Here is an 18,669-nt window from a genome sequence, read left to right on the forward strand (position 1 = left end):
GTAAAAGAGAATTTTCCCGCTTTATATATAATAATTTCGTATTGTTATATAATAATATGGATCAAGTTAGGAGGCATTCATCACGATGAGCTCACGGGCCTTTACCCGTTTCGTTTTCTCTCCGGCTGCTACCCCGGATCTTCCGTTGCTTCTGGAAAGCGTAGGCTATAATCCGAATCAGGAAAAAATCGCTCGTCCGGACGGATACCCCTATTACCATTGGCTGCAAACCGCCGAGGGCGAAGGAGAATTGACCTTTGCCAACGGAACAGTTCCGCTTCCGCCGGGCAGCGGAATGCTGTTGCCGCCGGACATGCCGCATGCTTACGAAGCCAAACGGAGCTCGAAATGGGAGACATATTATCTCACCTTTGGCGGAGCGGCCGTCAATTCGATCCTAGCCGCGTTTGGGATCCGAGAGGCCGCGATGTTCCGCTGGGAAGCGGAGGCGCCCCTCACCCCGCTTCTCGGTCAATTACTGAACAAGCTGGACAGCATCCAGGACTTGTTTGGCCTGGAAACCTCGACAGAGGTGTATCGTTTTCTCGCCGTCCTGAGCCAGTTCGGTCAGGTAAGCAGCAGCGCCGTCCCTCGTAATATGGAGAAGCTAGGTCCGCTGCTCGCCTGGATGGAGCAGGAATACGGCAACCCCGACATCGGGTTAGATACCCTGGCGGACGTCGTTGGGATGTCGGGCAGACATCTCAGCAAGCTGTTCCAGCAAACGTTTGGCATCGCGCCATACAGCTACCTCACCCACATGCGCATCCATAAAGCAAAGGAGCATCTGGCCAGCGAGCCCGGCGTAACTGTATCTGCCATCGCCGGAAAAACGGGCTTCCGCGATGCCAGCCACTTTGTCGCCACTTTTCGCAAGCATACGGGGATGACGCCTCAGCAGTTTCGCCGCTTGCATTAGTTCTGTGCCGCTAGTCTCTTAGCCCACGATATACATCACTCCCGCTTCCGTCTGAAAACGGTCCCCCTCCTGGACGGCGCGGCCATCCGGCAAGCGAACGGACAGGCCGTGCAGCCCGCGCAGCGTGCACTCGCCTCGGACCGTCGACGTAACCCTGGCCGACGTTAAGCGACCTTCCTCCCACGCGAGGTCGACGGAGAATCCCCCTCGCGCCCGAAGGCCGCTCACCCGGCCGCTCGTCCAGGCCGCGGGTAGAGCGGGCAGCAGATCGATGCCGTCCATATGGCTTTGCAGCAGCATTTCAGCGATGCCGGCCGCTCCGCCAAAGTTACCGTCAATCTGGAATGGCGGGTGATCATCGAACAGGTTCGGATACGTGGAGCGCGACAACAGCGTTTCCACGAAGCGGTGTGCGGTCTCCCCGTCACCCAACCGGGCGTACAGGTTGATTAGCCAGGCACAGCTCCAACCGGTATGGCCTCCGCCGTTCCGGATACGTTCTTCCAGCGTTCGCCGTACGGCTTCCGTCAGTTCCGGCGTCTGCCGTACGGTGATCGCGTCCCCCGGGTAGAAGCCAATGAGATGTGACACATGCCGGTGTCCCGGCTCAGCTTCCGCAAACGGCTCGCTCCACTCTTGCAGGCGACCGTCCGGGCCGATTTGTGGCTCGGCCATGCTCGCCAGCGTCTCCGCCAGTTCCACTCGCCACGCTTCATCAAGGCCAAGGATCTCTGCTGCCTGAATCGTATGCGTAAATAATTCCCGGATCAAGAACAGATCCATCGTGCTGCCGGCGGACACGCTGCAGGGTTCGCCGCGATCCGGTGTCAGGAACTTATTCTCCGGCGAAGTCGAAGGCGCTGTAACGAGCCGTCCGTCGGGTCCGGCCACGAGCCAATCCTGGCTAAACTCAGCGGCCCCTTTCATTAACGGATAAGCGGTCTCCCGCAAAAATGATTCATTCGGTGCAAATTGATAATGCTCCCATAAGTGCCGGCACAGCCATACCCCGCCGAGTGGCCAGAACGCCCAGCTTGATTCGCCATCCGACGGCGTGGACTGACGCCATAAATCCACGTTGTGATGAGCTACCCAGCCCCGAGCGCCGTAATGAATTCGTGCCGTTCGGCTACCGGTAACGCTCAGATCGCGGATCAACTCGAACAACGGCTCATGGCACTCGGGCAGCCCCGCTATCTCTGCATGCCAATAATTCATTTGCGTATTGATGTTGGTCGTATACCCGCAATTCCACGGCGGCTGTACATGAGGGTTCCAGATCCCCTGCAAATGGGCGGCTTCCGTCCCTGGCCGGGAGCTGGCCATTAACAGATACCGGCCATAGTGAAAGTACAGCGCCTCCAGCGCAAGATCTTCAGCCCCGCTGCGGTAGGCTTCCAGCCGCTCGTCGGTCGGCCGTGACGCCCGCTCCGCTGCCGCGGTAGCGCTGCCTAAGCGCAGCTCTACGCGCTCGAACAGCCGGCGGTGATCTTCCACATGGCGCTCACGCAGCCGCTCATAGCCGAGCTCCGTCGCCGCGATCAACGCAGTCCGGCACCGCTCTGCCGGGTCCACCCCGCCGCTTCCCGGCGCCATCTCATAACCGGCAAAGTTCGTCGCGGCGGCTAACAGCAGCGTCACAGACTGTGCTCCGTGGACGATCAGTCGACCTGATTTATCCACCTCTACCGTGCCGCCTTCTGTCAACGCCAGCAGCTGTACCTCAAAAGACAGGCCTAAGCCCTCCTCGTACAAAACCGACTGTGGATGGTCACGACGATAATTGTCGGCGATATGGCTGGGGGCTTGACCTGTCATGACGATTCGGGCTGTTTCCGCCCCTTCGCTTCCGATTTGATACCGCAGTAACGAATCCAGCGAAGCGGTCAAATCAATGGGTTTCTCCCCATGCGCAGCGATACGCACGACCAGCACCTGGTCAACCGCGCTGACAAACACCTCGCGCTGATAAGCCGCCTCGCCTATTCGATAGCTCGTAGCGGCGATCCCCGTTCCCAAATCCAATTCTCTCCGGAACGAGCTAACTCCGCTTTCCCCTGCCGCCTCAACTCCCCCCTGCTCCAATCGCAAATTCCCGAGCGGTTGGTAGGATTCCGTGCGCCGACCCAGCATTTTTGCGTCGACCAGCCTTTCGGCATCCTTATATTTGCCGGCAAAAATCAACTCCCGTGCCGGTCCAAGGTGACGAAGCGCATCGTAGTTTTGCGGATCCCTGGGGAATCCCGACCATAACGTATCCTCATTTAATGCAATCGTTTCTTCATGAATCCCGCCAAAGACCATGCCACCGATCCGCCCGTTTCCGACGGGAAGAGCTTCCTCCCAGCGGGAAGCGGGCCGATCATACCACAATTCCCACTCTGTTTGATCTGGATAGGTCACCTTTCTCACTCCTCCGAAATTCTCCTTCATATTGGCGCAAAAAGGCCCGAGGAAATCACGGGCCTTTTCACAACCTTATTTAGATCGTCAGACGATATACGATGATTACAATTTCTTGCCGGTAAACAACTCGACTCTTTTCTTAACCAGTTCCGTATATTCGGCTTCCATTTCCTTAGCACCCGCTTTATCCAGCTCGGCAAGGAATGCGTCATACACTTTGTCGAAGTCGGCTGATTTCGCCAGAACCGCTTCCGGAATCCGTTTGCGGACGATATCCTGCGTTTTTTGGAAAATCACTTGGTAATCGCCGTCTGTTGGAGTAGGCATGTTGTACAGAGCGCCCCAATCCTTCGCAGGGAATGCATCTTCACCAGGGAACAAGTCTTTCCAAGTCGTTGCGTTGTAAGCTTTCAGTGTTTCTTTCTCAGCTTCCGTATAACCTGCTACGATTTGATCCGGGAAGTTCGTGGTATAGTAATTGCCCGAAGGATCTTTTACGCCGTCGCCATAGTTAGCACCGAAGGTACGATAAAGGCTGATGCCGGATTCCTTCGTAAAGTTCGTGCTGTCATTCACTTTGCGATCTTGAACGTCGGCTGGAACAACACGTTGACCATTTTCAACGGTATAGTGTTTGCCTTCGACCCCCCAGTTTCTCAGCACTTGGCCTTCGTCGGAGGATAACCAGTCAATGAACTTGATTGCACGCACCGGATCTTTACATGCTGTCGTGATACTGATACCGTAACCATCAACCCCCGCTTGCTGGAAGGAATGGTCTTCGTAGTCTTCCGACAAGGTTACCGGGAAGTGTGCGTAGGTGTATTCATCTTTGCCTGCGGTTTTCAGTGCGTTTTCTGCATCCTGATAGCCCCACTCCTGGTCAATCAGACCAAGCACGCGGCCGCTGGCGATTTTCGCTTTGTATTGGTCTTCCTTTTGTACGAACGTATCTTTGTCCAACAGACCTTCATTGTACATGTGATTCAGCCAACGGAAGTATTCTTTCTCTTCCGGGCGTTTGTAGTGCAATTGAGCTTCGTATGTTTCCGGATTGACGTAGTATTCGCCATCATCCGGAGCGCCGGTTGTCAGGAACGCCGGGTTCGTTACCGTAATCATGATTCTCCAGTCGTCGGCGCTCAGCGTCAACGGAATCGTCGGCTGACCGTCCGTCGTCGGGTTTTTCTCCACGTATTGCTTCAGTACATTTTCAAAGTCCTGTACCGTACGAACCTTCGGATAACCAAGCTCCTTCAGAACGCGTTGTTGAATTTCAAATCCGCCGCCGGCGTCAAAATATTGTTGGTCCACGCCGCCGTTTGTAAACAACGAATAGATCGCTTGATCATCATTGCTATATTTCAGACGATTCATGTTTTCACTGAACATTTTCTTCAGGTTTGGCGCATGCTCTTCAATCAATGGGGCCATATCGACGATCAGTCCGGCATCGACCAGTTTGCTCAATTCGCCTTTGGCAAAAATCAAATCAGGTACATCGCCGCTCGCTGCCATCAGGGCGATTTTGTTCTCGCCGCCGCCGGCACCTACGTCAAACTCGGCATCGATCGAAACGCCGGTTTTTTCGGTAATCACTTTGCCCACATCGTCTTGCATGTTGTTCCAGTTCGGGCTAGCGTCAGCGCCGAAGAAGGTAAAGGTAATCGGGCTTGTATCGGCTGCCGCTTCTGCATTGGTTCCTGCGTTTCCGGTGTTGCCTGCATTTCCGTTATTGGCGGCATTGTTTCCGTTACTTCCGCAACCCGCTACCAACATCGTACTCGCGAGCAAAATCGCTGCAAAAGCTTTAGGGCTTCTCCATTTCATTTCTACTTTCCCCCTCGTAGTCTTGATAAAACCTATATTGTATAACAGGCTTTGCCTGCTGATACCGAGACCTGCTCCCCTTCTGCCCGGCGTTCCGGAACGAGAAAGGGCTTTCATTATTGGCTGACAAGAAAGATCGTCCGCTTGAGGCCGCCCCGCCGCCAGTGAATCTGCGGCGGAAGCGAAGTCGAAAGCTTATTGATTAAGCCTTTACCGCGCCCAGCGTCATACCGTCTACGAAATAACGTTGCAAGAACGGATAGATGATCAAAATCGGTACCGTAACGACAATCGTGATCGCCATCTTAATGGACTCGGGAGATACCTGAGCCATCATATTGGCCATATCGTTGGCATTGGTCATTCTTGCACCTTGGTTCGTGCTTTGCAGAATTTTCATCAACTCGTATTGCAAGGTCGTTAAATGCGCTTTGTTCCCGTTGTAAAGATAGGTGTCGAACCAGGAGTTCCACTGGCCTACCGCCAGGAATAAGGCGATCGTTGCCAGAACGGGCTTGCAGAGCGGCAGGATGACTTTATAGTAAATCGTAAAGTCGTTGGCCCCGTCCAGCTTGGCGGATTCTTGCAGCGCATACGGCAATCCGTCGATAAAGGAACGGATGATGAAAACGTTAAATGCGCTGACAATTCCCGGGAGGATGTAAATCCAGAACGTGCCGATCAAATCCAGATGGCGCATCAGCATATAGGTTGGAACCAACCCGCCGGAGAAGTACATCGTAAGCGCCAGAAACGTGGAGACGAACTTCCGGGATTTGAAATCAGGCCGGCTTAGCGTATACGCCAGCATCGAGGCGCTGATCAACCCGAGCACGGTTCCGAGCACCGTCCGGTAAATCGTAATTTTGAAGCCCGTAATCAGGCTGGAGTAATTAAAGATCGTCTTATAATTCTCCAAGGTGAATTCCCGAGGCCAGAGGTAAATGCCGCCTCTTACCGTGTCCGTGGAATCATTCAGGGAGATCGCAAGCACGTTCAGGAAAGGGTACAACGTGATGATCAAAATAATGCTCATAAGAATGAAATTACAGATATTGAAGATTTTATCGCCCCGTGTATCGTTGAAGGCTTTGCTTGAACTTGCCATCGTCGTCTCCCTCCCCCTACATGATGCTTTCTTTGGTTGTTTTCTTCATAATTCCGTTGGCGGTAAGCAGCAGGATAATGCTGACCACCGAAGTGAACATACTGATTGCCGTACCGTAAGAGAAGCGGCTGATATTTATCCCGTAGTTCAGCGCATATAAATCCAGTACTTCGGAATAGTCGGTAACCAGCGAGTTGCTGAGCTGGAACTGCTTCTCGAACCCGATGCCGATCAAATGGCCGATCGACATAATCAGCAGCACCGAAATCGTTGTCCGGATCCCCGGAAGCGTAATGTTCCAGATTTGCCGGAAGCGTCCGGCCCCATCGACCCGGGCCGCCTCGTAAAGCTCTTTATCAATACCGGTGATCGCCGCTAAATAAATGATGGCGTTCCAACCAGTTTCCTTCCAGACATCGGAAGCGGTTACAATTCCCCAAAACCATTTCCCCTGGGCCATAAATTGAATCGGCTCGTTAATGATGTGCAACGACACCAGAAGCTCGTTGACAATCCCGCCGTCGATCGAGAGCATTTTCGTAATGATCCCCCCGACAACAACCCAGGACACAAAGTGCGGCAGGTAGGATACGGTTTGCACCGTCCGCTTGAAGTATTTGCCGCGCAGCTCGTTGAGCAGCACCGCAAAGGTGATTGGAATCACAAATCCCGCGATCAGGCCCATTATACTCATGGCCAGCGTATTGCGAAGTACCAGGTAGAACCGTTCATCCTGGAACAGGTCCACAAAGTTTTTAAATCCTACCCATTTCTGCTCGGAGAAGGATTTTGACGGCTTATAATTTTGGAAAGCCATCGTCCATCCCCAGACCGGCAAATAATTGAAAACAAACAACCAGATGACGAATGGCATGGACATTAAGTACAAGTATTTCTGCTGTAAAATGCTCCGCCAGATACCGGTCTTCCGCTTTTTCGGCGGCTTAGGGGTTGCGCTTACATTTCTGGTTTCGGGCTGAGTTAACAGCGTTTCCATCTCTTTTCTCCCCCCTCGTCTGCTATAGCTTAATGATAAAACAAGGGGGGGCGGCGAAATACCCGAGAGATTTCGAACAAAACCATATAATAATTAGAGATTCCCTCCGGTCGGAATCGTAAAGGTAAATTCCGTGCCGATGCCATACTCACTGACGATACGCAATCCATGCTCTTCCCCATAGGACAATACGAGTCTTTGATGGACATTTCGCAGTCCGATCCGCTTCTGCTCCGGCTCTTTGGTACCCGATATAAAGCTCGTCACCTCACGAAGGCGTTCCGTCGTCATCCCCATCCCGTTATCACGTACCGTTACCCGGACCTGTTCCTTGTCCCTTTCAATGTTCACCTCGACATGCACGCCTTCTTCCTTATCCTCGACCCCGTGGACAACGGCATTCTCGACCAGTGGCTGGATAATCAGCGGCGGTACCCGGATGGCGCTGACTTCAGGATCGATCGATAAGGTATAGCTTAAGCGTTCCTCGTAACGAAACTTCTGGACTTCCAGATAAGAGCTGACCATATCCAACTCTTCCTTCAGCGGGATGCTCTCCCTGCCGACTTCCAGGTTCTTACGCATCATCTTTCCTAGCAGCCGGACCACGTTGGCGATTTCTTTATCTCCCTTCATATGGGCATTCATGCGAATAGACTCCAGCGCATTAAACAGAAAATGCGGATTGATCTGGCTGGCCATCATCTTTAGCTTGATCTCCCGCTGCGCAAGCTCCAAGGCATTGTTTTGTTCGGTTTTCTCCACAACTTGATCCATCAGTTGGCGGATACTTTCCACCATATAGTTAAACTGCCGTGACAGCTGTCCGATTTCGTCGTTGCCGTCGATCCGTGATACAACGTGAAAATCCCCCAGTGCCAACCGGTTCAAATGGCGGCTTAGCCGCAGCATCCGGTTTGTGGTCAAGAACGAAACGATATATACAAAGATCAGTGCGATCAGCAATACGAGGATAATGATCCAAAGTCCAATAAGGCTTACCGTATTCGCGTCCTTTACGATCGGTTCTGTTGCAAACACCGAAATGAATTTCAAGCCGTTCATGCTGGATTCCGGCGTCAAGGTATCAATCACGAGATAAGACGGTACGCCTTGGATAGCTACTTTAATGGTTCCTTTTTGCTGCGTCCGCAAATCGATGCCATAATCAAGATCCTCCAGCGTCTTGCCGACGAACGACGGATTTTTGGCCGCCACAACGTATCCCAAATCATCGGTGATCAGCGTCTCAAAAGGCTCCTGCTGCAGCATCCGGTTGAGTTCCTCCTGGTTCATGATGACCATGAGGACGCCGCTTTTTCGGGTTCCTTCAAATGAAATTTGCCGAACCAAGCTAAGCCGCTTCACCGGGACTTCCTGATTATCGTTGATGTAGAACCACCCGATGTCTTTGCTTTTCATCGCCTGCTTGTACCAATACATGTCCTCGATCTCTTCGTTCATCGGGATTAGCTCCAAGTTGTTGATCAAGGTTGGATTGTCATAATAGAAACGAATCCCGGAAACCTCACGGTAAGTCCTGTCGTAGTTGCGGAAATCATCATAATCGAGGTATGCCTTCGTGAGCTCCAACACACTGGGATACCGGGTGTCCACCATCTTCTCCAGTCCCTCATCGAGCATAAAAAAATCAGAAATATCGGTCGGCACGCGGAGCATCGTGGCGGTCCGGGTCTTTACTTTCTCGACGTTGTTGGTGGTCTGCGCGATCGCACGTTCCATCGCTTGGTTGCGAAAGTAAGCGGTTACAGCGACCCCTACGATAAGGATGGGGATCATAACCACGACAATATAGGAAATGAGCAACTTATGCTTCAATCTCAGGTTGTTGGTGATGCGGACCAGTTTACCCAACAATCAGATCCCCCCTCATTAAAATGGAAATATCCCCTTCTTTAAGGGGAAAAGGGGATATTTCGGCATCCCTGAACGATCGTTTCTAGCGCCAGGGATGCCTGTCACATATTAAATTACCCGGCTGATATGGTCCAGGACCAATTATTTCAAGGTGATTTGCAGTTCGGTTTTGCCGCTGAAGGAAGCCACTTCCACCGCGCCGTTACTTGCCAACACCGCGCCTTGCACCGCAGCCGCTTCGCCCATGCCATGCAGGGTGACGAAGAACGGTTTGCCAGCGCCTTCGGCCGTCAATTTCACGAGCTTTCCGCTGCGAACGACGTTAACGTTGAGTTCGGCATCGCCTTTCGCATTGCGAACCGTTCGAGATAACGTTGCGCCGTCCTTGATCGCATACAAGCCAAGCTCCACACTGTCCGCATAATCATAATCCGGACGAACATCATTCGCTCCTGTCGCCAAAATCGAATTCGGGCGAACAAACAGCGGCAGGCTGAAGAAATCGTATTTCTCTTTGCGCCATTTGCCGCCTTCTACCGTCTGTCCGGACAGCAAGTGGGTCCATTGGCCTTCCGGCAAGTAGTACGAGACGTCGCCCTTTTCGCTGAATACCGGCGCAACGAGCAACGAGTCGCCTAGCATATATTGACGGTCCAACGTATCGCAAGCCGGATCCTCTGGGAATTCGAGGAACATCGCCCGCATCGTCGGCACGCCCTGCTGCGTCGCCTGCACGGCGGTGTCGAACATATACGGCATCAACCGGCATTTTAACTTGGTGAAGAACCGGGTTACGTCCACGGCCTCGTCGTCATAAGCCCAAGGTACGCGGTACGAGCTGCTTCCGTGCAAGCGGCTATGACTCGACAGCAAGCCGAAGGCCAGCCAGCGTTTGAACACATGCACCGGTGCCGTATTTTCGAAGCCGCCGATATCGTGGCTCCAGAAGCCGAAGCCGGCGAGGCCCAGCGATAGGCCGCCGCGAAGGCTTTCCGCCATCGACTCATAATCGGCGTAGCAGTCGCCGCCCCAGTGAACCGGGAACTTCTGACCGCCGACGGTCGCGGAACGAGCGAACAAGGCGGCTTCATTTTTGCCCAGCTTCTCTTCAAGCACTTCGAAGACGACTTTATTGTACAGGTACGTGTAGTAGTTGTGCATTTTCACTGGATCGGAGCCGTCGTGGTATACGACATCCGTCGGAATCCGTTCGCCGAAGTCGGTTTTGAAGCAATCGACGCCCATGTCGACCAGTTCGCGCAAGTACCCGGCGAACCATTCGCAAGCCTCCGGATTTGTAAAATCCACAAGAGCCATGCCTGGCTGCCACAAGTTCCATTGCCACACGTCGCCATTCGCTTTTTTCACTAGATAGCCGTTCTTCTTGCCTTCTTCAAACAAACGGGAACGCTGACCAATATACGGGTTGATCCATACGCAGATTTTCAGGCCTTTTTCCTTCAGGCGCTTCAGCATTCCTACCGGATCCGGGAATACGCGCTCGTCCCATTTAAAGTCTGTCCAGTGGAATTCGCGCATCCAGAAGCAATCGAAGTGGAATACATGCAACGGCAAGTCGCGCTCGGCCATGCCGTCCACGAAGGAATTCACGGTAGCTTCATCGTAATCGGTCGTAAACGAGGTCGTCAGCCACAGGCCAAAGCTCCATGCCGGCGGCAGCGATGGCTTGCCGGTCAAATCGGTATATTTGTTCAGTACGTCCTTCGGCTCCGGTCCATCGATCACGAAATATTCAAGCGATTCGCCGGGGACGCTGAATTGCACTTTTTTCACCTTTTCCGACGCGACTTCGAAGGAAACCGCCCCCGGATCGTTAACCAGTACGCCATACCCTTTATTGGTGACGTAGAAAGGAATATTCTTGTAGGACTGCTCGGAACTCGTGCCGCCGTCCTTGTTCCAGATATCGACGACTTGCCCGTTCTTGAGGAACGAGGTGAAGCGTTCGCCTAGTCCGTATACCCATTCGCCGACGCGAAGGTCAAGCTCCTCACGCATATAGGTGTTGCCGCCCGTTTCGGTGATGTGCGCCATCGATTTGGAGCCGCTGCCGGTAATCCGCTCGCTACCGCGATAGAAATCGACGGACCATTGCGGGCCTTTGTTGATACGGACGCTAAGGCTGCCGCTCTTCAGTTCGGCGTATTGTTCGTTCTCGGTGATCTCGGCATGGTCGCCGCCCTTCGCGAGCTCAAAATGCGGACCATGGTCGACCGTACCGGCAAAATGAATCAGCTTTACGCCAATGACTCCCGGCAGTGGAGAATGGAATTGCATCGTCAGTAAGGTGGTATTGATCATGTCGCCGCGGCCGCGGATCGGTGTTGTCGATGCGGAGGCGATCAAGGTATGGTCCTGAACCTGGAAATCATAGGCCTGCACCGCGGTGGAGAGCGTAAATTCGTCGCGAATCAGCCAGTTGCCATCGGTAAACTTCATTTGGGAAAACCCGCCTTTCGTCACATTGTTTTTCAAATGAAAACGTTCTATACTTGCATTATACTGATACAACGAACAATAAACTAACATTATCAAGCGAAAATATAACACTATTTTGACGAGGTGAAGAGGCATGGATCAAGCGCTCCGCCGCTCCCTGAAGGAGAGCAAAAGTCACGGCAATGAACGCCTTCCGTTCGGCACTTACTGGTATCGCTACGGTCCCGGGGAACACGTCATCGACTGCCATTGGCACGACGAGGCTGAGTTTTTCTACTGCCTCGAAGGCGAAACCCTCTTTCAAGTCGATACCGACTACTTCCCGGTCCGGGCCGGGGAAGCGGTGTTTATCGATGGCGGAGACATTCACGCCGCGCATGCGCACGGCGAACAAGGCTGCGCGTTCTTCTCCCTCGTCTTCGATACGCAGCTGTTGGCCAGCGCCCATTACGACGCGGTTCAGGAGAACCTTGTCCTGCCGCTGCAAGAACGAAAAGCGACGTTCCCTCGCCATATTCAGCGAGAGGAAGCGGCAAGCCTCGCCTTACTAGAGCATATTGTAGCCATGATGCGCAGTTGCAGCACTGAATCGCCCGGCTATGAAGGCGCCGTGAAAGGACATCTATACTTGATGCTGGCGGAAACCGCGGCGACAGGCCGGGCCGTCAACCGATCCTATGGCAGCAGCCGCAGCGAATCGTCCAAGATCGACAGGCTAAAGACCGTTATCCAGCATATCCAGCAGAACTACGGTCATCCCATCCGGCTTGCGGAACTGGCGGCACTGATCCCAATGAGCGAGGGCCAGTTCTGCCGCTTCTTTAAATCGATGACCCGCCAGACACCGATGGATTACATCAATTCCTACCGAATTCGCCAGGCCGCCGAGCTGCTGCGCGAGCCGGAGCGCAAAATCTCCGATATTGCACTGGAAGTTGGCTTTGACAACATCAGCTATTTTATCCGGGTATTCCGCAAGACGATGAACTGCTCGCCTTCGGAATTCCGTAAACGGCTGCTGGCGCCGGTGGGGGTGTAGCTATTCGGTGAGCACAGCAAGTGCCGGAAATGATTTCGATTAGTTCGCATTCTTGATGCGACAAATTAGCTGGAAATAGTCCCAGCTAATTTGTCGTTTTTTATAGTTTGGCTCAAAAGAACCGGAGACATCCGGCGATTATTCCTTCTAACATAACTTGAACCAGCTGATTTGCGCTTCCCCTTGCAGATGCAGATACACATCATGCCGGCCCGACAAGCCGGTTGCGGCTTCGGCAGTTACCGTCGTCCAGGCCTGGCGTCCGCCGGTCGGCAGAAGCTTGCAACTGACCACAGCCTCGCCATCCGTGGAATCCAGGGTCACCGCGATTTCGCCGCCCTTCAAATTCCCCGATACCCGAGCTTCGAACCGGGAGGCTCCTTCTCCGAAATCGACATCGCGGAAAGCAATCCATCCGCGCTCGGATTTTAACCGGATGCTTTCGCCGCCCTCGCGGCACTCATCCAGGAAGACCTGCTCGTAATCATCGTAGTTGACCGCACGCACCGGTTCGAGCAGTGAACGCGGCGGCACGGTTTCGCCTTCCACCTGTAGTGTTGCCATCAAGGCAATGACCTCCGAAGAAGGTCCAACCATGACCGTCACTTCGCCCGACTCCACGCAATACCGATCCCGAGTCACATCCCAGAACGCCAGCTCATCCGCCTTCAGCGTAAATGTAACCCGTTTCGCTTCTCCCGGCTGAAGATGCAGGCGAGTAAAACCCTTCAACGCCTTGAGTGGACGCGGCACACGAGACTGCCCGATCCGTACGTATAGCTGCGGCACTTCATCCCCGGCCATATCTCCGGAGTTCCGCACTTCAAATGCGATCTGAACTTCACCGTCCTGACCAACCGTCGTCCGATCCAGCGTCAGTCCGCTATATTCAAACGTTGTATAGCTAAGCCCATGACCAAATGGGTAGAGGACTTCTCCGTCAAAATATTGATAAGTCCGCTTTCCTTTCATAATGTCGTAATCCTTCAATTCCGGCAGTTGGTTCACCGATTGGTACCAGGTCATATTGAGGCGTCCCGCCGGATTATAGTCGCCGAACAGCACGTCGGTTACGGCATGTCCAAGCTCTTGGGCAGCATGGGAGGTAAACAGAATCGACGGCACATGCTCGTTCTCCCAATTGACCGCAAACGGATAGCTGCCGACAATGACGACCACGGTATTCGGATTCGCTGCCCGTACCGCTTGAATAAGCGCTTGCTGCGCTGGAGGCAGTACAATGTCAGCGCGGTCAATCGTTTCCTTCGCATTAATGAACGGGTTGTTACCCACGACGACAATCGCCGTCTCCGCTGATTTGGCCGCATGGACAGCCTTCTCGATCCCATTCTCTACGATTTCCACAACCCATTTTTCCCCTGGCAAACGGCTGTCGACCTTAATGGCATTATCAAAAACGTTCTCGCCAACCGCGATCAACCCGCCGCGCTCGTTCAGGACGATGGGCCGCCCGTTCCATGCCTTCATCTCGATCTGGCCGTCCGATGCGGGGCTAAAGTCGAATACTTCCTTCACGAACCAGCCGCTGGCTTCGTTCGCCGTTGCCGTCAGCAGACCCGAATCGGTCTCGGTCACAAATTTGCCGGTATCCACCAAACGTAGCGTGCTCGAGCCCCAGCCCCAATCGCCCCGCTCAAATACCGCCGCATCGGCCGCGTTCTCGCCGGTAGCTGCCAGAAATGCTTCCGCCCCTTCACCAGACGCGATCCGGACATATTTGCCGGTCACCGAGGAGCGCAAGCGAATCCGGTCCAAGCCCGTTCCGAACAGGACGGGGCGGTCTCCCATTTTCTCCTTCAAGCCTTGCAACGGAGTTACACGGTAAGGCGGCGTGCCGCTATACCAGTCCGTAATCGCTTCATCCGCCAGCGGCCCGACAACGGCCACCGAACTTAACGTTTGCGGCAGGGGCAGTAAGCCTTCATTCTTCAATAGCACAATCGATTCGCGAGTCGCCGCCAACGACAAGGACGCATGCTCCGGTGCGCACAGTTTGTCCTCCGGGACACGGCTGTACGGATTTCGCTCCTCCGGATCGAACTCGCCCAGCCGGAACCGGACGCGGAAGGCGTTGCGCAAGGCGCGGTCTAGGTCCGACTCGGCCAGCAAGCCTTGATCCAACGCATTTCGCAGCGCCTGGAACATGATCGGTTGATCATCCGTCATGCTGTCGATGCCTGCCTTTATGCTCCCAGCCACCGCTTCCGCGTAAGATTCCAAGTAACGGTGATCCATCACCGTCCCCATCACGTCGCCGGCATCGCCAACGACAAACCCGTCCATCTCCCATTCGCCTTTAACGATGTCGTTTACTTCATGATTGAGGTTGCAAGGCGTACCGTTAATCCCGTTATAAGCCGTCATCATTGACCCGGCCCGGCCTTCCCGGAACGTGCGTTCAAACGCTTTCAAGTAATACTCTCGCTTGTTTCGCGGATCGATGCTCACCGAATCGCTGCCGCGGTCCACTTCATTGTTGTTCCCGTAAAAATGCTTCAACGTCGCTACTGCTTTATAATAAAACGGATGATCGCCTTGCAGGCCTTTCACCAGCTCGGTCGTCAACGCCCCCGTGAGGTGCGGATCTTCGCCATAGGCCTCCTCCGTCCGCCCCCACCGCGGGTCCCTTTCCATATCAACGGTTGGCGCCCAGATCGTCAAGCCGTTAACCGCCGGGTTCCGCTGAAAATACACGCGTGCCTCATCGCCGATCACAGAGCCGATTTGACGCATCAGCTCGGGATTCCAGGTACAGGCCAGCCCTGTATTTTGCGGAAAAGACGTCGCTTCCCCTAGCCAAGCTACGCCATGGGCCCCTTCCGTACCGTGTTTGTATGGTTTGACGCCGAGCCGCGGCACCTCGGTTTGAAACTGGCACATCAGCTCAACTTTCTCTTCCAGTGTGAATCGGGAAACCAAGTCATCCACCCGCTGCGCCAGTGGCAAATCGGGGTTTTGATAAGGATATTGGTACGTGCTGTTCGTCATACGATTACCTCGCTCCCATACTCTAAAATTTCGTTGTAAGCGCTTAAAAGTTATGCCCTGCTTGTTCCCGCGTGGTTTACCAACCCTATCATAGCCCGCCATTCATCCCCTGCGATACACGGAATATTAGTCATCTTTTCATATAAAAATATCGCATCGACCACACGGCCCCATAGGTACCTCACCCCTACTCTCAACGATTATCCCTTTCATTCAGAATTAGGGGTATCGGGGAGGAGTTTAAAAACAAGATCATTTTCTGGGATTTTTTTCTTGAAAACAGAACGTGTGTTTGGTATAATAAGGAAAAGAGAACGTATGTACGCATATCTTGAGTTGGAGGGATCGTACATTGGAATTAGATGCGAATACGGAGCTTCAATCTATCAACCCCCGTTTTCAAAGTGAAGCGGACTGCATTGCTGCGATCATCGCTATGAAGTGGCCCAATGGCTTCGTCTGCCCGCGATGCGCCTATACCGAGTGCACCCGTCTATCCTCCCGCCGCCTTCCTTTGTTTGAATGCGGTAGATGCGGCTATCAAGCCTCGCCCTTGGTGGGAACCATATTTGAAAGAACCCATCTGCCTTTGGTGAAATGGTTTCAAACTATGGAATTATTCCTGCTTTCCGATGGCATCTCGGCGCTGCGGTTGAGTCAGGTGATCCGGGTTACCTACAAAACCGCATGGCTCATGCTGCACAAAATCCGCCATACTCTCGGCGAATGCGATGCCCAGGAGCTGCTCTGCGGAGAGGTGAAGGTGAACTGCGATCAGTATGCGAACGATCCGTTGCGGTTTCATCCAGCCTCTCAACCTTATGCCACCGCGGTCGTCGCCGGATGCACGGTAACGGAGTCCGGCGAGCTGGAGCGGGTGAAGATTCAGCTGATATCGCATAAAAGGGGTGGCGGACAACGGGCTAACCGGCACGATCTCGCCGCGTTCATCAATAAGCAGGTCGATGTCCATACCTCTAGCATCCAGTCGTTCCCGTTGGTTTATCGGCTGTATTGGCCCTTGCGAAAAGAAATAAGAGCAGCTTGGGATTCTCTCAAAAATACGTATGTTGCCTTGGGGATAGGGCATTTGCAGACGTATCTGAATGAGTATACTGTACGCCGCCGCCTGCGCATGTCTGATTCTGAAGAGACGATGCGCCAGAAACTGCTTCAGATGTGCGTGTCCATTCCGGCGATCCCGTACCGCCAGCTAATAGAACACCCAAAAAACCCGTCCATTGCAGCAGCGGCTTAATTGACTGCTGAACTTACGGGTTAATCAGCGAACGAGAATGGTCGCTTTTATTACATTTTTTCACTCGTACGTTTCAGTACCTCTTTCTCCACTCCCTGATGCAACGGGATAATCGTCAGAAGAAAGCGGATGACCTACATCCTCCGACCCCCTAACGAGAGAGGAACGGCCCAGAGAAGCCTCAAGCATGGTTGGTCTGCTTTCGGTAGGCAGAAGGGGAAGTCCCGACATACTTGCGGAATTTGCTATGAAAATAATCGACGTTCGTATATCCGACCTTTTCAGCCACCTGGTATACCTTCAAGCCTTCCTCCAGGTAACTCTTTGCTTTCTCAATCCGCACTTTATCCAGATACGTGTTGAAATATTCGCCCGTCGTATTCTTGAACAACTTGCCTAAATAAGCGCTGTTATAGTTAAAAATACCGGAGAGTGTCTCCAGTTTGAGATTATCGCTGTAGTTCCGGTGAATGAGGTCTAGCATAATTTTGACTTCGCGGTGTTTCCCGTCTTCACCGAGTTGATTCATGATCTGCTGCAGTAGAACCTCTGCCTGCCCGTTTAATTCCAGAATGGAATAGGCCTTTTGGATCTTGGAAAAACCGTCCGAAAACTCCTTGCCGCGGCTTTGCAGCTCCGGCGACTGCTTCAGCGCCTTGCTGTATATCGTCGTCAACAGCTCAACGTAACGGTTCTTGATTTCATTCTCCATCGCGCCATCCGTCATATACGCTTCGCCCAGTTGGCGCAGCAAAGATTTCACGGCATCCTGATTGCCGATGTCTACCGCATAAAAGAGCTGTTCCCCCAGTTCTTCGGTCGACAAATCCCCTGCGTCAGCAGCCCTTCCGGATCGCTTGTCTTCCGGGGTCAAAACGGTTCCCTGATCTAGAAAAAAATGATGCCGAACCAGTTCGCACGCTGTCCGATAGGATTCCCGAATTTCCGTCAAGCAACCGACCTTCCCGCCAAGTGCCACAGAGAAACGGATCCCCGTGCCGGCCAATTCAGCCGTGAGCTCGCGATAGATCCCCCCGAGTTCAACCGATAAAAGCGGTTCTTTAATCAGGACTCCAATCTTGGCGTGAATGGCGAACACCCAACCGCGGCCGGGTTCCTCGAACAGCCGAGCCAGCGCTTTGCGGACCAGTGCATTGCCTTGGGCCTCGACGTCCCCTTCCGTTTGCGCGCTAAGCAACAGGACTTGATACACCTTACCGCTGATGCCGACTTCACTGGCCCGCTCGCATAGCGGAGCAGGATCGTCATCTTCTTCACCGGTCAGCACGGACTGTATCAGTGCTTCCCGGTTCCATTCGGTCGTGACGTGCTTCCACTGCTGGGAGGCCCTCTCCTCATCGACCGTCAGCTTGATCTTCCAGAGATAATCCTTCAGTTCATCCTCATCCACCGGCTTCAGCAAATAACCGTCCACACGCTGGGTCATCGCCTTCTTAGCGTAACTAAAGTCCGCGTACCCGCTAAGTATCAAAATATGCAGGAGCGGATCCTGCATTCGGAGCTTTTCGATCAATTGCAACCCGTCCATACCGGGCATACGGATGTCAGCCACCACCAGGTCGGGTTGATATCGTTGAAATTTATCCAGTGCTTCGTTCCCGTTCGCCGCTGTATCCACAACTTCGTAGCCACAGGCTTCCCAATCGATGAACGTACGTAGGCCTTCTCTGAGCTTGGGTTCGTCGTCAACAATAAGCACTTTAATCATTAGGCATTCCTCCGACCGGAAAAAAAGTTTCGTTCT

11 protein-coding genes are annotated in these 18,669 nt (G+C 53.4%); 3 read left to right on the top strand and 8 right to left on the bottom strand.

The features are described 5' to 3' along the window. Positions 1-85: 85 nt before the first annotated feature. Positions 86-919 (top strand): AraC family transcriptional regulator, encoded by an 834-nt coding sequence (locus MKZ15_RS16595; protein WP_193416438.1) that lies wholly within the window; start codon positions 86-88, stop codon positions 917-919. Positions 920-937: 18 nt separating this feature from the next. Here the strand turns inward: MKZ15_RS16595 and MKZ15_RS16600 are convergent, their stop codons facing one another. The 6 genes from MKZ15_RS16600 to yicI all read right to left on the bottom strand — a co-directional run bounded on the left by MKZ15_RS16600 (position 938) and on the right by yicI (position 11,598). After that, positions 938-3,322, bottom strand: a complete 2,385-nt coding sequence (locus tag MKZ15_RS16600; protein WP_339816981.1) for a glycoside hydrolase family 95 protein — start codon at positions 3,320-3,322, stop codon at positions 938-940. A gap of 105 nt (positions 3,323-3,427) precedes the next feature. Beyond that, positions 3,428-5,155, bottom strand: coding sequence for an ABC transporter substrate-binding protein (locus MKZ15_RS16605; RefSeq protein ID WP_339816982.1), 1,728 nt, complete (start codon positions 5,153-5,155; stop codon positions 3,428-3,430). 202 nt (positions 5,156-5,357) lie between these two features. Further along, complete coding sequence (locus MKZ15_RS16610; protein ID WP_339816984.1) at positions 5,358-6,263, bottom strand: carbohydrate ABC transporter permease; 906 nt, start codon at positions 6,261-6,263, stop codon at positions 5,358-5,360. Between the two features lie 16 nt (positions 6,264-6,279). Continuing rightward, entirely contained in the window at positions 6,280-7,260 is a 981-nt protein-coding gene (locus MKZ15_RS16615; protein ID WP_339816985.1) for a sugar ABC transporter permease, read from the bottom strand. Positions 7,261-7,353: 93 nt separating this feature from the next. After that, positions 7,354-9,138: a sensor histidine kinase gene (locus MKZ15_RS16620; protein WP_339816986.1), complete on the bottom strand. Its 1,785-nt coding sequence runs from the start codon at positions 9,136-9,138 to the stop codon at positions 7,354-7,356. Positions 9,139-9,279: 141 nt separating this feature from the next. After that, positions 9,280-11,598, bottom strand: coding sequence for an alpha-xylosidase (gene yicI, locus MKZ15_RS16625; RefSeq protein WP_339816987.1), 2,319 nt, complete (start codon positions 11,596-11,598; stop codon positions 9,280-9,282). 133 nt (positions 11,599-11,731) lie between these two features. Here yicI and MKZ15_RS16630 point away from each other — a divergent pair, with 133 nt between their 5' ends. After that, positions 11,732-12,637, top strand: coding sequence for an AraC family transcriptional regulator (locus tag MKZ15_RS16630; protein ID WP_155605681.1), 906 nt, complete (start codon positions 11,732-11,734; stop codon positions 12,635-12,637). A 147-nt stretch (positions 12,638-12,784) separates the two neighbouring features. Here the strand turns inward: MKZ15_RS16630 and MKZ15_RS16635 are convergent, their stop codons facing one another. Beyond that, positions 12,785-15,646 carry a glycoside hydrolase family 3 C-terminal domain-containing protein gene (locus tag MKZ15_RS16635; RefSeq protein ID WP_339816991.1) on the bottom strand — a complete coding sequence of 954 codons (2,862 nt, stop codon included), beginning with the start codon at positions 15,644-15,646 and terminating at the stop codon, positions 12,785-12,787. A 352-nt stretch (positions 15,647-15,998) separates the two neighbouring features. Between MKZ15_RS16635 and MKZ15_RS16640 the strand changes: the two genes are divergently transcribed. Further along, positions 15,999-16,904 carry an IS1595 family transposase gene (locus tag MKZ15_RS16640; protein WP_339816992.1) on the top strand — a complete coding sequence of 302 codons (906 nt, stop codon included), beginning with the start codon at positions 15,999-16,001 and terminating at the stop codon, positions 16,902-16,904. A gap of 181 nt (positions 16,905-17,085) precedes the next feature. Here MKZ15_RS16640 and MKZ15_RS16645 read toward each other — a convergent pair whose 3' ends face one another. Beyond that, the gene (locus tag MKZ15_RS16645) at positions 17,086-18,633 is read right to left on the bottom strand and encodes a response regulator transcription factor (RefSeq protein ID WP_193416445.1); all 1,548 of its coding nucleotides are present in this window, start codon (positions 18,631-18,633) and stop codon (positions 17,086-17,088) included. Between the last annotated feature and the right edge of the window lie 36 nt (positions 18,634-18,669).

Origin of the sequence: Paenibacillus sp. FSL R7-0216 (assembly GCF_037969915.1) — a bacterium.
GTDB lineage: Bacteria > Bacillota > Bacilli > Paenibacillales > Paenibacillaceae > Fontibacillus > Fontibacillus rhizolycopersici.

Coding starts and splice junctions, on each gene's coding strand:
- MKZ15_RS16605 (WP_339816982.1), bottom strand. CDS start 5,155: ATGAAATGGAGAAGCCCTAAAGCTTTTGCAGCGATTTTGCTCGCGAGT.
- MKZ15_RS16630 (WP_155605681.1), top strand. CDS start 11,732: ATGGATCAAGCGCTCCGCCGCTCCCTGAAGGAGAGCAAAAGTCACGGC.
- MKZ15_RS16645 (WP_193416445.1), bottom strand. CDS start 18,633: ATGATTAAAGTGCTTATTGTTGACGACGAACCCAAGCTCAGAGAAGGC.
- MKZ15_RS16610 (WP_339816984.1), bottom strand. CDS start 6,263: ATGGCAAGTTCAAGCAAAGCCTTCAACGATACACGGGGCGATAAAATC.
- MKZ15_RS16595 (WP_193416438.1), top strand. CDS start 86: ATGAGCTCACGGGCCTTTACCCGTTTCGTTTTCTCTCCGGCTGCTACC.
- MKZ15_RS16615 (WP_339816985.1), bottom strand. CDS start 7,260: ATGGAAACGCTGTTAACTCAGCCCGAAACCAGAAATGTAAGCGCAACC.
- yicI (WP_339816987.1), bottom strand. CDS start 11,598: ATGAAGTTTACCGATGGCAACTGGCTGATTCGCGACGAATTTACGCTC.
- MKZ15_RS16635 (WP_339816991.1), bottom strand. CDS start 15,646: ATGACGAACAGCACGTACCAATATCCTTATCAAAACCCCGATTTGCCA.